Genomic DNA, 12986 nt, shown 5'->3' with positions numbered 1-12986 from the left:
CACCGCCGGATCAGCAATTCGCACGCTGGTAATCGGGTCGTGGCTGTAGTACGACGGCATGAAAATCCAACTGTCGTCGGCCCGCGCCTCTAGGCAAAAACCAGCAAATACAGCAAGTAAAATCATTGAGGAGAACAAGCGTTTCATGGAAACTAACTCGGGAAAGAGATATCGGCCGAGGAATCTCAGCCGCTACTTCCATGGTAATTACGCCTTGGCCAAACCGCTACGGTTGTCCGCCGGAGGCCACTAGCAAATCGCCGGTTTTTGGGTCGTACAGGTAACGCTTGCCTGGAGGTAGCTCCGGCAGGTCAACCCCGCATGGGTCGAGAATTACCCGCTTGTATTCTTCAAAATTCTTAGGATTACGATTGTTGTTCTCAGCTTTCCATAATTGTAACTGGTGTGGAATTTGGATCTCGAACGTAATCTTGTCGCGGCCCACGAAAAACTCATGCACCGGTTCGGTAATCAACCCGCCGCCATAGCCTGAACCCTGCTTGCCAACTCCCGCCTCAGCTTTTTGCAGCGTGGGGTCTTTCTCGTCTCCCGGTTTCATCGTGGTCGGAGCATTCGGATCGGTCGTCGGCGGGGCGGCCGCATTTTGTGCGGTATTATTGGCCGGCGGAGTGGCGTTGGCCGGCGTGTTATTGCTGGCATGTTGCCGCTGCTCCGGATCGTTATCCATACCTGGCGTGAAATTCTGGGTCACCGGCCGCTTGGCGGCATTGTCGGCCATCTGATCAATTTCATCGCAGCCCGAAAGCGCCAGTGCCAGTAATCCGGCCATCGTGCAAAATAAAGCGCCGGAAAGAACACCGCCGGTGGAAAAAACTTGCCGCTTCATAAACGCCTCCCATTTGGCCTGTCGGCCTCGTGACCAATATCTTTGCCTGCCTGCCCGCTCTCCCTCATTCTGACCATCGCGCGCCTCATTTGGCAAGAGCCGAATAATGCCCGGGGAAAAAGGGCAAGCAGACAGAAGGGGGTAGAGCGTGGGGAGCAGCGTGAAGGGGGTAGAGAGTAGGGGTGGCATTTTGCCAGGGAATTTATTTTTGTCCCGGGTTTTTTATTCGCGGACAAAAAGGGAACATTTTGTCCGGTGGCGTCCGCCCGCGGCTCGATATTCTTCGAGCAAACCACGCTAGTTCGGCGACAAAAGCCACCGCCTTTGCATCCGGCGGCGAGTGTTTTCGGCGAATTGTGCATGGTGGTCTCTGGTGGTCAGGGCGCAGGATTCAGGGGTCGGGGTCAGGAGTCAGAGCGCAGGATTCAGGGGCTAGGGACTAGTGCCTGCGGCAGACCGCCTACCGCTTACTGCCTACCGCTTACTGTTACTGCATACTGCAAACTGCTTACTATTCTTCCGTACACTATATCAGCTTCCGTCGGAGATTCAACCGAATTTTTAGGCCACAAGAGCAGCATGAACAATGAGCAATGAACGCTGAACGCAGCGGACAAGCGAGATTGAGCTTTCTCGGCGCGGTTTTAGCGACGGAAAGCAACCTTATCCGGCGAATTCGTCGTACAGTTCGAGGATGTGCTGGGCGGTGGTGCGATGGTCGCCGAACAGTTCGCGCTGATCGTGGATGCCTTTGAAAGTGGAGAGAATATACTGGGCATCGTCGCGGTTGATGCCGTACAGGTGGAAATAACAGGCATCGAGCTCGGCCATGAACTCGGCCCGCTCGTTCTCATCCCATTTGTTGAGCCGGCCGCCGTATTCTTTTTTGAAGCTGCCGCCCGTGAAATCGCAGGCCTCGGCCAGCGGCAACATATCGACGGCGGTGCAAGTCAGTTTTAAGACGCGCTCGCTGATCCAGGCTTCCAGGGTTTGTTTGCGATCCCACGGGCAGGGCTTGGAATAGGTGTCGGGCGGAAAAGTCGGAATTTGTTCGACGATGAAAAAATTAAGCGTTACTCCGCCGATTTTCTGTCGAGTGCAAAAGTCGTAAGCGAAGCTATTGAGATTGGCCAAGAGGCACATTTGGCTTCGAGCAACGGCGTCGGTACGTACCAAAATAAAATGATTCGTATAACCGGCTATTGGCCCGCATGCAGCGATCATGGTGCGCTGATTAGTTGGGCTGGTGATGTCCTTAAATCCCAATGAACCCCATTCTGGAAGTTTGACATGTTGGTAATCGACCCAAAATCTCGGAGATGCCAAATGCTCTGGGTTTTGCCAATTGACCAGTGAAGTTCCAGCGGTCTGGCCTTGGCGGACCCAGTTGGCTTCATCGGTTACGACGTCGGCGGCGCGGTGGTCGTAGGCTTGGACCATTTTGGCTTCGTAGAGCGGCAGGAATATTTCTGCGGCACCGCTTCCTGACGGTCGCGGCTCGGTTGGTCGCGGCTCGGGTTGTGGTTTGGTCGCTGCAGAAGCCGAGCCGCGCGCGTTAGCAAGCGGCGTTTCTTTGACCCAACGGTTGCCTTTGAGTTTATAGCCCTCGGCTGTCAGCGATTCCGCTTCGCGAAACAATTCCGCATCGTTGGTTTGATGGAACATCGTTTTGAATTTAATGCCCCAGGAATTGCCAGTCGGGCCTTCGCGGCTTTGATCGATCAGCACCGGCACACGGCGGTAGATGGCTTTGGTGATTTCGGCATCGCGCTTGGAGCGAAAGATGGGACAGGTGTGCGTGTTGGGATTCAGCAAGCGAATGTCGTCGGCCGAAAGTGCGACGTGCCGATCCGGGTCTTCCAGCTCCTCGACGGTGTGGGCGAAAAAGACAAAGTCGGCGGGTGGAACCGCTCCCTGACGGTCGCGGCTCTGCTGGGAAGATGCAGAGCCGCCGAAGTTGAGGATGCAGAACTTGAAGCGATTGTCGATGTCAGGAAAAAAATGCTTCGTTCTGTTTTCAAAATCGTACAGCCGAATCAGCCGATTGTTTTCGGCGATGGCGGCGAAAAAGTCTTTGGTTGTCATGTCGGAGGCGATGCCCGAGGGGGTTAGCAGCCCGACGCGGCCGTTGGGAGCGACGATTTGGGACGCCAGCTCGGCGAACACAGCATACAAGTTGATGTCGCCGCGGCCGGTGAGAGGATATTGTTCGCTCTTGCGGCAATAGCTGAGGAGCGCGTCGGCGGACTGCTGCGCTTGCTGGTAGCGCCGATAGAGTTCGGGATTCTCTGGCTCGAGTTTGGCAACCAGCTCGCGGCGCTTGGCGGCATTGGTGGCGGTGGCGATTTCCGGCGCGGGAAGTGAAAAGAATTCGCGTTCCTGGAGCTTGATGCGTTCCCAGGGCGGGTTGCCGATGACGCAATCGAAGCCGGAGGCACCGCTCCCTAACGGTCGCGGCTCGGTTTCAGCAGGCGGCTCGGTTTCAGCAGGTCGCGGCTCGGTTTCAGTGTTCGCGTCCGAATCGGAGCCGCGCCCGTCAGGAAGCGGTGCCCGCGACAATTCAGCGCCTTGGCCTTCGATCACATATTGACAGGCCTTGGTCAGCGAATCCTCCGTCCACAGATAGGGAGTGCTCCCATGCCGGCTCCAAATCTTCTCCTCCGCTTGGCATAACTTTGCTCGCCGCATTGCCCGCGTGGCATAAGATTTGAAATCGTTCATCACCTTTTCAGGCGGATCACCAGCCGTCACGACGACATGCACGTGATTACTGCGAACGTTGATCGCGTGCAACCGCCAACTTCGGTGCTGGCAGACTTCACGGATCGCTTGCTCGACAATCGGTCGCTGTCGGGCATCTAACGTCACTGGGTCATGTTTCAGACGCGACAATTCTGCAATTTCACGCTCGACATCAGGCGGAACGAGCTCCGTGCCCGGCACGTTATGATCGCGGTCAACGGAGCCGCGCTCCGTTCCGTGCAACCAGCTTCCGTAGGTATGAAACGTGATGAAGTATGCTAAGCAGTTCGCTTGTGGTGCTTTGCGGCCCGTACCGCTTCCTGACGGGCGCGGCTCCGATTCCCCCGGCGACTCGCCGGGGGCTAAATGGAACACCTCCGGAAATTTTTCGCGCCAATTGAAACCGGCCGGATGGACCGCCGGATCGTGGACCAGCGAATTGCCATGCACAATGTTGTGGGACAACGTGGCAAGGGTTTGCCCGCGAGTGGCGGAGCGAATCCACAGTGCAAGCTGCGTGATTTCGACCGCTTCGGGCGAAAGGTCGACGCCGTAGAGGTTGCGGGAGAGAATCCAGTGCGGGATTTCGTGCGCTAACTTGTCGGCGTCGACGGCGCCGTGACGATCTAATTGGCCGACCACTTCGTGGTAGCGGTCTTCCAGCACGTTGTAGGCCTGAAATAAGAACGCACCGGAACCGCAAGCGGGATCAACGATTTTCAAATCTTGGAGAATGGCCAGGCAGCGCTGCCAAAATTCGGGGGTGTCTGGAACGATGCCGCGCTGCGCATCATTGGCCGGCGAGCCAAGTTCGATGGCGGCAGCCGCGAAGCGCTGGTCGATCAGTTCTTTCACGGTGTATTCGACGATCCGGCTGGTCAGTTCCGGCGGCGTGTAATAAATGCCCAACTGCTTGCGCTTGACGGACTGCGGCATGCGGGCGAAGGCAGCCTGGCGGTCGCCCGTCAGGTTGAAGACGCCGACTTCTTTATATTTTTCCAGTTCGGTAATGGAACGTTCGAAAAGATGGCCCAGGACATCGAGATTGACTTCATCGCGAAAGTCGTACCTTCCCATGGCCTCGAAGAAGTTGGTCCAGGGCTCGTCGGGCAACTCGAGATCATCGACGGGGTGCGGACTAAACAATCCACCGTTGTACTTGGGGATGTCGTGGACATTGTTGCCGACGTTGATAAAGCCAAACAGTCGCTTAAAGTTTTGCCATTTGGGATTGGTAACATCGTAAAAGCCGCCCGCCGTGCCGGCTTTTTTGATGGTGTCTTCCGGCAGCAGGCTGCGGTCTTCGCAAAAGGCAATAAAGATGACACGATCGAACAAGCGCTGGGCCATTTCGATCGCCTCGTCGACCGTATGGTTGGCATGCAGGTAGCGGATTAGCTCGACGCGGTTGGTGGAGTAGTTTTCGTAGAGCTCCTCGCCGACTTCGCGCTGGCGGTTGTTGGTGTCGCGCAGCAGTTGGCCGGCCTTGTTTTCGTCGATGAGGCCTGGGCGGTGAAAAAGCGCATAGAATTGCTTGAATTGGTCAAGCTTGCGCAGGCTTTGAAGCGTGAAGTGCTCGTAGCGGCGTTTGGTGGAATCGCGTTCGTAGAGGCGAAAACTGATAATGTTGGAGACGATGCCCCAGCGGCAAGTCGTGGGCGTGTTGACGAGATAGTTCCAGCACTGATCGACCGCCGTCCCGTGGCGGGTACGATCGCGGTCGAGATGGATGTTTGGGCCTTTTAATTCAACAACGCCACGCAAATCTCCTTCCTTTCCTTGCGAGAACTTTCCAAGAACGGCGTCGGGAGTTTCATCGCCGATTTTGCGGTGCTGCTCCTGATACCAATTCGGGGCGTTTTCGGTCGGCAGGATGTAACCGAGCGCGGAACCGAAAACCTCCTGGAGGAATTGCCACTGCATCTGGGTTTCTTTGAATTCTTTCAGCCGGCCGGACGATTCGAGCTCGGCCCATTTGATTAGAACCTGATGTGCTGCGGCAATTTTTTCGTCCGTCAGATGGAAGCTGCCGGCGGCGTGTTCAAGAAGCCGTTTAAGGACGAGGCGATCGGCTTTCGGCTGGCGTGCGGCACGGGCCGATTCGTTATTGAAGAGTGAGATTTGGGGCACAGGAGCGGATTGGCGGCAAGCGGAGTATGGGTCTTAATGGTGCAATGATAATGCCTGCCCGTGAGGTGGGCAACGAGCCGAGACCATTGCCATCGCTAGAACGGCCGACTGCGGATTCATCTGCGGCAGATTCGACCGCCAGGCTCGCGCTTGAGAACCGCTTCCTGACGGGCGCGGCTCATTTGAACATTGGCTGAGCTTTATTCCTTTTCGGCCCAGACGCGCACGGTTTGATCGTCGTCGATTTCGACGTGCACAATGTTGGGATGACAACAGACCGGGCAATCTTCGACGTACTCTTGGCTTTCGCCCGCCGAAACGTCGATGGGAATAATGATTTCCTCGCCGCAACTGTCGCAAAGGTAGGACGAGTCGGATTGCATGGGGAATCGAAAATGGGGAATGCGGAATGGGGAGTGGGGAATGCGGAACGATTGCGCTCGATCCTACGGCACTGCGCTTGGTTGCTGGTCACGGCTAAACGCTACTGCGGTGCTCCTACATAGCCAGAAGGCCACGCCTTCCGGTCCGGATGCTGTGAGCATCCGGCTACTGCGCCACTAATTGCTAATCGCTGTTGACCACGTACCGCCTATCGCATACCGCCTACCACTATATCCAGTTCCATTTTTGCATGGGGGCAATAAAATTGTGGCGGGTTAAATCGAAATGCAGCGGCGTGAGCGTGATGAATCCTTTTTCCAGTTCGCTTAAATCGGTGGCTTCGTCGCCGATGGAAGTCGGCGGCCCGCCCATGGCCCAATAATAATTGCGGCCGCGCGGGTCGGTTCGTTTTTCATACTTCTCGCCGTATTGCTGAACGGCCATGGGCACCACTTTTACGTGCGGCGGCTTGCCCAGCGCGGCCGTGGGAATGTTGAGATTATACAGCGTGGGCCGGTTGCCTTGGTTGGCCAGAATTTTTTCGATGACCGCCAGCGCGATGTCGGCGGCCTTTTCGAACTGGAAGCGCTCGTCCCATTCTAGCGACACCGCAACGCTAGTGATGCCGAAAAACGCCCCTTCGACGGCCGCGGCCACGGTGCCGCTGTATAGCACATTGATGCCGGAGTTCAGTCCGCCGTTGATGCCGCTGACCACCAGGTCGGGGCGCTGCGGGCAGTATTCGGCGATGCCAATTTTGACCGAATCGGCCGGGCTGCCATCGACGGCCCAGCGGCGGCGGTTGCCTTCGACAATTTCTTTCACCACTAGCGGCGTGAGAAAGGTGATGGAGTGGCCGACGCCGCTTTGCTCCGTGGCCGGGGCGCACACGGTGACGTTCCCCAGGCGCGCGAGGGCCTTTTCCATGGCGGCCAGGCCGGGGGCGAAAATGCCATCGTCGTTGGTGAGGAGAATTTGCACGGGGTAATGTTGAGAGTTGTGCGTGGCACTGACAGTCGCCGCGCTTGTTAGTGCCACCCGGCCGGAGCTGATGTTCTTCGGAGCGATTCACTATATCGCTAGAGCCGCAGGCAGACAACGAGCGCGCGAGTTTTTGAAAATGACAGAATCGGGCCAAGACGCTACGATACGCTGCGCTGTGTAGACGCTGGGAAAAAATTGCGGCTTTATTTGGGCACGATGATGTGGGTGATTGCGATACTTCAGACTGCATTTGTCGCGGTGCTGGTGCCGGCTTATTGGTGGCAATACAGGCCGCAAAATTTTTTGTGGATGTCGGACGTTGCGCTTTTCGGCAGCACAATTGCGCTGTGGTGGCCGAACCGGTTGCTCGTTAGCGTGGAAGCGGTGTCGGTGCTGGTGTTGGAAATTATCTGGGGCATCGACATTTTGCTGAAGCTGGCCCTAGGAGAAAAATTCCTGGGCCTGAGCAAATACATGTTCCAGCGGGAAATTCCGCTGTGGATTCGGCTTGTGTCGCTGTTTCACATCTGGCTGCCGTGGCTGCTGCTGTGGCAGGTGATGCAAACCGGTTACGACCCGCGGGCGCTGGTGATGCAAACCGTGGTGTGGTGGGTGGTGGTGCCGGCGTGCTATTTTATTTCCACGCCGCAGGAGAACATTAATTTTGTGTATGGCGTGGGGCAGTTGCAAAAGCGGCTAACGCCGGTTGGATATTTGATTGTGTTGTTGCTCTTCGTCCCGCTGTGCGTGTACGTGCCGACGCATTTTTTCCTGGGTTGGATTGCGAGGCGGTGAGGAGGCAGGATGAATCGGGTATGATGGGGGATGAATCGTTGGCCAAATTTTTGCCCGTTTTGTGGCACCCATACTCTGCCCACAAAAATCGCCAACTAGCCGATGAGTCGGGCGGGTTCTATAATCTCGGTTTCCGCCCGGGGAGATTGTCTCGGGCGGTTTGTGTTTCAAGTGGAAGTTCAATGGGTGTGCGCCCGACTGACACAGTCGGGCTATGTCATGAACGTGATTTAAACCATGTCGATTGCCATCGTGCCGGAAAAATCGTTGGGCATTGCCGCGGAAAAAGTGCTGGTGCTGGATTTCGGTTCGCAATTTGCGCAACTGATTGCCCGGCGGGTGCGCGAGCAGAATGTGTACTGCGAAATTGTGCGGTACGACATTACGCCGGCGCGGGTGCGGGAAATTGCTCCGCGAGGTTTGATTCTCTCTGGCGGCCCGGCCAGCGTGTACGAAAAGGGCGCGCCGCATTGCGATCCGAAATTGTTCGAGCTGGGCATTCCGGTGCTGGGCATTTGCTACGGCATGCAGTTGGTGTGCGAGGCGCTGGGAGGAAAAGTTGAAAGCCACCCGTCGCGGGAATTTGGGCGGGCACAGTGTACGGTACTGCCCCGCAGCGACGAGCACGGCGCAGGCCTATTCGCCGGTATTTCTGCACAAACGGAAGTGTGGATGAGCCACGGCGATCAGGTGAGCGCGGTTTCCAGCGACTTTGTGCCGCTGGCCCGGACCGAAACGTGCCCCATCACGGCCGTGAAGCACAAGCGGCTGCCAATTTACGGCCTGCAATTTCATCCCGAGGTAACGCACACGCCGCCGGGCAAGGCGATTTTAAAAAACTTCCTCACGCACATTTGCGGCTGTCAGGGCACATGGCAACTGGCCGATTTCGCCGAGCAAACCATCCGCGAAGTGCGAAAGCGCGTCGGGCAGCAGCGCGTGATTTGCGGCCTGTCGGGCGGAGTCGATTCGGCCGTGGTGGCGGCGCTGTTGGCGGAAGCGATTGGGCCGCAACTGTCGTGCATTTTGGTCGACAACGGCCTGTTGCGCAAAGATGAAGAGGCGGCGATTATCCGCGAATTCACCACGCACTTCAAAACCGATTTGCACGTGGTGAAGGCGGAGGAGCAGTTTTTAGCGGCGCTGGCGGGCGTCACCGATCCGCAAGAAAAACGGCGGCGGATTGGGCACGTGTTTATCGACTGCTTCAAAGCCGAGGCGGCGCGCATTCAAGGAGCCCACTTTTTAGCGCAGGGGACGCTGTATCCTGACGTGATTGAAAGCGGGGCGGCAGTGGACGGGCCCGCGGCGACGATCAAGCTGCATCACAATGTGGGCGGATTGCCGGCGGAGTTGGGCTTTGAACTGATCGAGCCGCTGCGCGATTTATTTAAGGACGAAGTGCGCCGCCTGGGAGTGCAATTGGGATTGCCGGAAGAAATTGTCTGGCGGCATCCGTTTCCCGGCCCGGGCCTGGCCGTGCGCTGCCTGGGGGAAGTGAGTCGCAAGCGGTTGGATAAATTGCGCGAAGCCGATGCCATTGTGGTGCACGAAATTCGTGCGGCCGGATTGTATCGGCAAACGGCCCAGGTGTTCGCCGTGTTGCTGCCGGTGCAAAGCGTGGGTGTGATGGGCGACGCGCGGACTTATGAAGACACGGTGGCGGTGCGGGCGGTCGACACGGAAGATTTTATGACCGCCGATTGGAGCCGCCTGCCGCACGAGCTGCTGGCGAAGATCTCGTCGCGGATCATCAATGAAGTCCGCGGCATCAATCGCGTGGTGTACGACATTAGCAGTAAACCGCCAGCCACGATTGAGTGGGAATAGCGGCAGGCAGTAGGCGGCATGCAGTAGGCAGTCGGCGGCGAGCAGAAAGAGAATGCGTGAATCCGCTTGCGGTTTAGCGGGAATCCCACTCTCCTCGCCTTACGTCCCCAGTGCCGCTACGGCGGCGCGGATTTCGGCCAGCGGCGTGTCGGGCGGCAGGGGCGTGCCAATTACCACGTAGGTGTGCAGCTGGGGAAAACGGAGCGCCTCGGGATGGGTCGGGTGTTCGCCACAATAAACGGGCAGAATCGTGGCCGGCACTTTGGCGCGCAACTCGGATAGCAAATGCTCAAAGCCTTTCTGGCCGGCGTCGGCGGAAAAATCTTCCGCCAGGCTCAGACCCAACAGGTAGCCTTGGCCGAGCGTCACCAGGCCGCGGGCCAAGGCGTTATCTTCCGCCGAAAGCTCGACATTTCGCGTGGCGGCGATCATCACGCCGGTGCTTAACGCCACGCCCCGCAGCATGTTGTCGGCCGGAGCATCGGGCGGGGCCACAAAACGGGTGAAGCGGTCGACGGTGGAAACCACGTGAATCCAATGCTCAAAATCGTGCGAGTTGCTGATTAAAATCACTTGCCCGTTGGCGGGAATGTTATCCAATCCCAGGGCGCGCAAATGCCGGCGGCGAGCGGAGCGAATCCAGGAAATCGCGCGCAGCACAAAATCGGGCCGTTGCCACCAGGCCAGGCCGAGCATCAGCAGCGTGATCAGGCTGGCAAACAGAAACAGGATTTTCGGTATGCGCAGGGCGCGGATCAGTTGTCCCTGGTAGGCGGTGATTAAATCGGGATGGGTTTTCACGGCTTTCATATGCAGCGTCAGCCCCAAAAACGACTGCAGCCGCGCGGTGATAAAATAGAACACCAACACGGCCAGCAAGCCCCCCACGACGTTCAAAAAATTGCTCGTGGCGACCAAATTGCCTTTGCTTTCCTTGGGCGAGCGATGCTGCAAGAGCGTGTACAGCGGCACAATGTACAAGCCGGCCGCAACGCCGACGGCAATGAGGCAGCCAATCATCTGATATTTGTTGGGCACCACCAACGACAAGGCCGCCGTGGTGACAATCAGCAGCGACAGGCCAATGGGCACCAGGCCCAACTCCAATCGGTTGCCGGAAAAATATCCGGCCAACGAACAGCCAATGCCCACGCCCAGGCCTACCAGGCCGAGAAAAAACGACACTTCCAACTCGGTCCGGGAGGCTTTGGACGATTCGGTATGCTGCTCCTCTTTGAACGGCGTGGCGGTGACGGCTTCGACCAAATCTGGGGATTCTTCGTTGATGATGGTCTCGGTTTTGGAGGGAGTAATTCCGGTTTCACCGGTCTGGCCTTCGTTTTCCCGCCGCACTTCCGACAGGGCTGCCGCCGTGGTTTCCGCCGCCGGGGTTTTTGGCAAGCGATTGGCCAGCACAATTTCTTCAATCGTTTCGCCTTGGAAGAGCAGGCTTTGCCGCAAGTACAACGTCATCAGCGAAAAAAAGGCGATGCCAATGGCGGCCAGAATCAATGGGCGGGAGCGCTTGAGGACCGTTAGATTTTTTTTCAGCGGGACGACCGGATCGAAGGTCAGCGGCATTTCCGGCGCGGCCGCGGGAATGCGGCGAATGAGCAGGGATGCCGCCGCGCCGCACAGAGCAAGCAAAAACAGCACCAGCCCAATGATCCATTCGCGGCCCGAGTGCAGCACGTTGACCGCTGCGGTGCTGTCGACTTCGGATTTGATCCACACCGTGCCGTACAGCACGCCGCCGAACACGGTTCCCAAAATAGTGGCCACAAAACTGGTGCCTTCCAGCAAGCCGTTGCCGCGGGACAGGACAGAAGTGTCCAAAATCTCGGGCATCATGCCGTACTTGGCGGGAATGAAAAACGTGCTGTGCGTGCCCATCAAAAAGACAATGGAAATCATGAGCGCGGAGCTGATCACGGCCAACGTTTGCGGCGAAGCCCAACCCCAACTGGCCGTGTGCGGCAACAGCAGGGCGAACAAAGCCACGGCCATAATGCCGACTTCGGCCAGCTTCCAAAACACGACGATGTTGCGCTTGCTGTATTTATCTGCCAGGATGCCGGCCAACGGCGAGAACAGAAAAAACGGCGTGATGAAGCAGGCCGTGACAATGGAGATGACCGCTTTGGCATCGATCCAGCCGATGGCCACAAACCGCACCAGCATGTCGATGCCATAAAACGTGGCCACGATGTTGCTGGCCTGATCGTTAAACGCCGCCAAAAATTGCGACAACACCAGCCCCATGAAACTGCGCGATTTCAGCGTGGGCGAGGGCGTAAACAAGGTGCGGCTCCCGAAGCAGCAGCCCACATGGGCCTAACGGTGTGGAAGGGCCGAATATAACGGAGAAAGTGTGCCGCGCACCAGTGGCACTGGCGGGCAATACCCCAAGGCTGCGGTCTGCAAGGGACCGGCTAAAAATTGCAGCGCACTCCGCGGCGGTGCAGTTCTTGCTCCAGGGCGTCGGGCGTGGTGTATTGGACGGCGTCCCAGCCGAAGTGTTGGGCGGCGGCCACGTTCTTGGCGATGTCGTCGATGAAGAAAATTTGCTGCGGCGGCACACCGGCCAGTTCCGTGGCGCGGCGGTAGATTTTTTCGTCCGGTTTTTGCACGCCAATTTGGTAACTCAGCGCAAATTTTTTGAACGCGCCCGGCAAAATGCCGTAACGGCCGTCAGTCACCGTGCGCCAATGCGATGGGCAGATATTGGACAGCAAGCCCAGTGGAATTTGAGAATCTTCCAAGTTGGCCACCAGCGGCAAGAGCTCCGTGTTCAAAGTGAAAATTTCGGAATCGGCCGCCAGCAGCGCCGCCAGCTCGGGCTGGCTGCCGGTGAGGCGGCAAAACTCGGCGTGGAATTGTTCGTCGTTCAGTTCGCCCCGTTCGTAGGGCCACAAGATGGCGTGCGAGCCGATGAGCACATCTTTCACTTTGTCTTCCGGCACGCCGGAGAGCTGCGACACCTGCCGGATTTCTTGCGGCCGGCTGAAAAAGCACAGCACGTTGCCCAGGTCGAAATAAATGAACGCCGGAGGCATGGTGAACACGGGGCGATGAACGATAAACGATAGGGTGGAGTCGATGGAATGTTTAGCCGCGACGCGATAGCGGAGCGGGAATTACGGACGCGGCAGCGGGTTCTTTGAAAATTATGGCTTGCGGCGATTATAACAGGCCACACCAACCACGAAACAACCCCTGCCGGTCGCAACTGGACCGCGAACCTGCGATATTTTACGATGCTCTTTGGAAGTGC

The 12986-nt window shown here is 57.5% G+C and carries 8 protein-coding genes; 2 read left to right on the top strand and 6 right to left on the bottom strand.

All coding sequences use genetic code 11. The features are described 5' to 3' along the window. Positions 1-226: 226 nt before the first annotated feature. From VFE46_11125 to surE, 4 genes are all read right to left on the bottom strand, one after another. Positions 227-847: a hypothetical protein gene (locus tag VFE46_11125; GenBank protein HZZ28544.1), complete on the bottom strand. Its 621-nt coding sequence runs from the start codon at positions 845-847 to the stop codon at positions 227-229. Between the two features lie 663 nt (positions 848-1510). Beyond that, the gene (locus VFE46_11120; protein ID HZZ28543.1) at positions 1511-5719 is read right to left on the bottom strand and encodes a DNA methyltransferase; all 4209 of its coding nucleotides are present in this window, start codon (positions 5717-5719) and stop codon (positions 1511-1513) included. 200 nt (positions 5720-5919) lie between these two features. Continuing rightward, positions 5920-6102, bottom strand: a complete 183-nt coding sequence (locus VFE46_11115; GenBank protein HZZ28542.1) for a CPXCG motif-containing cysteine-rich protein — start codon at positions 6100-6102, stop codon at positions 5920-5922. Between the two features lie 229 nt (positions 6103-6331). Then, complete coding sequence (gene surE / locus VFE46_11110; GenBank protein ID HZZ28541.1) at positions 6332-7084, bottom strand: 5'/3'-nucleotidase SurE; 753 nt, start codon at positions 7082-7084, stop codon at positions 6332-6334. Between the two features lie 198 nt (positions 7085-7282). Between surE and VFE46_11105 the strand changes: the two genes are divergently transcribed. Together VFE46_11105 and guaA are read left to right on the top strand one after the other, a co-directional pair. Beyond that, entirely contained in the window at positions 7283-7882 is a 600-nt protein-coding gene (locus tag VFE46_11105) for a hypothetical protein (GenBank protein HZZ28540.1), read from the top strand. Between the two features lie 237 nt (positions 7883-8119). Continuing rightward, the gene (gene guaA / locus VFE46_11100) at positions 8120-9712 is read left to right on the top strand and encodes a glutamine-hydrolyzing GMP synthase (protein HZZ28539.1); all 1593 of its coding nucleotides are present in this window, start codon (positions 8120-8122) and stop codon (positions 9710-9712) included. Between the two features lie 99 nt (positions 9713-9811). Here guaA and VFE46_11095 read toward each other — a convergent pair whose 3' ends face one another. Further along, positions 9812-12013, bottom strand: a complete 2202-nt coding sequence (locus VFE46_11095) for an MFS transporter (protein ID HZZ28538.1) — start codon at positions 12011-12013, stop codon at positions 9812-9814. Between the two features lie 131 nt (positions 12014-12144). Then, on the bottom strand, positions 12145-12768 hold the full coding sequence (locus VFE46_11090) for an HAD family phosphatase (GenBank protein HZZ28537.1): 624 nt from the start codon (positions 12766-12768) through the stop codon (positions 12145-12147). Positions 12769-12986 lie beyond the last annotated feature (218 nt).

It is taken from the genome of Pirellulales bacterium (genome assembly GCA_035656635.1).
Lineage (GTDB): Bacteria > Planctomycetota > Planctomycetia > Pirellulales > JADZDJ01 > DATJYL01.
Note: the sequence above shows the minus strand (reverse complement) of the source record. Positions and strands in the feature narration are given on the sequence as shown.

Coding starts and splice junctions, on each gene's coding strand:
- VFE46_11125 (HZZ28544.1), bottom strand. CDS start 847: ATGAAGCGGCAAGTTTTTTCCACCGGCGGTGTTCTTTCCGGCGCTTTA.
- VFE46_11115 (HZZ28542.1), bottom strand. CDS start 6,102: ATGCAATCCGACTCGTCCTACCTTTGCGACAGTTGCGGCGAGGAAATC.
- guaA (HZZ28539.1), top strand. CDS start 8,120: ATGTCGATTGCCATCGTGCCGGAAAAATCGTTGGGCATTGCCGCGGAA.
- VFE46_11090 (HZZ28537.1), bottom strand. CDS start 12,768: ATGCCTCCGGCGTTCATTTATTTCGACCTGGGCAACGTGCTGTGCTTT.